The 1324-nt window shown below is 42.2% G+C and carries 3 protein-coding genes; 2 read left to right on the top strand and 1 reads right to left on the bottom strand.

Features of this window, described 5'->3' with window-relative positions:
- A partial coding sequence (locus B3M51_RS03555) for a winged helix-turn-helix domain-containing protein (RefSeq protein ID WP_292756883.1) occupies positions 1–236 on the top strand: 236 nt, incomplete at its 5' end.
- Here B3M51_RS03555 and B3M51_RS03550 read toward each other — a convergent pair.
- Positions 233–805, bottom strand: a complete 573-nt coding sequence (locus B3M51_RS03550; RefSeq protein WP_292756881.1) for a Tll0287-like domain-containing protein — start codon at positions 803–805, stop codon at positions 233–235. The genes B3M51_RS03555 and B3M51_RS03550 overlap by 4 nt on opposite strands.
- Before the next feature lie 337 nt (positions 806–1142).
- Between B3M51_RS03550 and B3M51_RS03545 the strand changes: the two genes are divergently transcribed.
- Positions 1143–1324 (top strand): hypothetical protein (locus B3M51_RS03545; RefSeq protein WP_292756879.1); only part of this gene is annotated, 182 nt, incomplete at its 3' end.

The following is a 1324-nucleotide window of genomic DNA, read 5'->3' as shown; positions in this document are numbered from 1 at the left end:
AAAGATTTTACTTCAACGCGATGAGGTTTGTGATGCAACAGACTATTGGGGATGCCGCAGGCAAAATCTGGCAATATTTACAAAAAAATGGAGCGACCAGCATTACCAAGCTGGCTACCGAGTGTGGTCTTGATATAAAAATGGTGCAAAGAGCCATTGGCTGGCTGGCGAGAGAAGATAAACTGATCTCGGTGCAAAAAGGCCGTAGCGAAATTATCAGCCTTAAGGAAAGTTAATTGTCCGTCAGGTTCTGTTTAACGCTAAAGGCGCCACGGACACTACCAACGCTAAATCCTTTTGCCTGATCATCGGGATAGAGTTTTTTCAACTCGGCCTGGATAGGCTCCGGTATCTTTTCTCCGTGACAGGTGACGCACACTAAATCGGTACCAATCGCTTTCATCATGCGCCATTGTTTAACGCCGTCTGTTTCCACCTGCTCACTGAAACTGATCTTTTTAATGGTTTCGCCTTTCTCCAGACGTTTCTCAAAACTTCTTAAAACAGTTTTTTCCCATTCATCTGGCTTATTTTCAGGGTTACGGATCTTCAGGGCGGTACGACTGACATCAAGATTGTATTTGGTGGAAATCTGTTCTGCCACTCTGGGAGCAATATCTTTACAAACAGCAATACTTTTCACTGAACCATCTGTTTGCATGGATAACATCAATGCTGACTTGAGCGTTTCGGCAAATTCTTTTATCGCTGCTTTGGCCTGGGTATCAAATTCTTTAGCGTTATTAGCCTGAACTGAAAAGGTATACATCAAGATTGTAATAAAAATAATCGGCCGAATATTCATGTTAGTGCTCCACACTGAATCGATAAAATTGATGTTCTTGGGTAACGATAATTTTCTTTTCTATGGATAGGGCTTGTTCACGTGGTTCAGATAATCAAGATGCTTTTCGTTAGTGAACCATAGCCATTATTTGATATGCAACATTGATAATCCCCTCAGACATAAATACCGAAACTTTATTTTGCCTTGAATCGAAAACCATAAGTAAGGTTGAATATTAGCATCTAATTATATGTGATGGGGGCTGCGTTATTGCGTCCCAATCGCCAGGATGCTTGTACATCCTGCTTTTATCCTGCTAACCTTCGGGCAACTTGATTTTTTTGACTAAGAGAACATGACCAATATCTACGACGCTTCGGCAATTGAGGTTCTAACGGGATTGGATCCGGTCAGAAAACGACCTGGCATGTATACCGATACCACAAGGCCGAATCATCTGGCTCAGGAAGTCATTGATAACAGTGTCGATGAAGCCATTGCCGGTCACGCAACTAATATTGAAGTCATCCTGCATCC

The organism is Methylophaga sp. UBA2689 (assembly GCA_002354555.1).
In the GTDB taxonomy this organism is placed as follows: domain Bacteria; phylum Pseudomonadota; class Gammaproteobacteria; order Nitrosococcales; family Methylophagaceae; genus Methylophaga.
This window is presented reverse-complemented; position numbering and strand designations above follow the sequence as displayed.

Excerpts from the sequence above, each read along its gene's own strand:
- B3M51_RS03550 (WP_292756881.1), bottom strand. The coding sequence starts at position 805 with ATGAATATTCGGCCGATTATTTTTATTACAATCTTGATGTATACCTTT.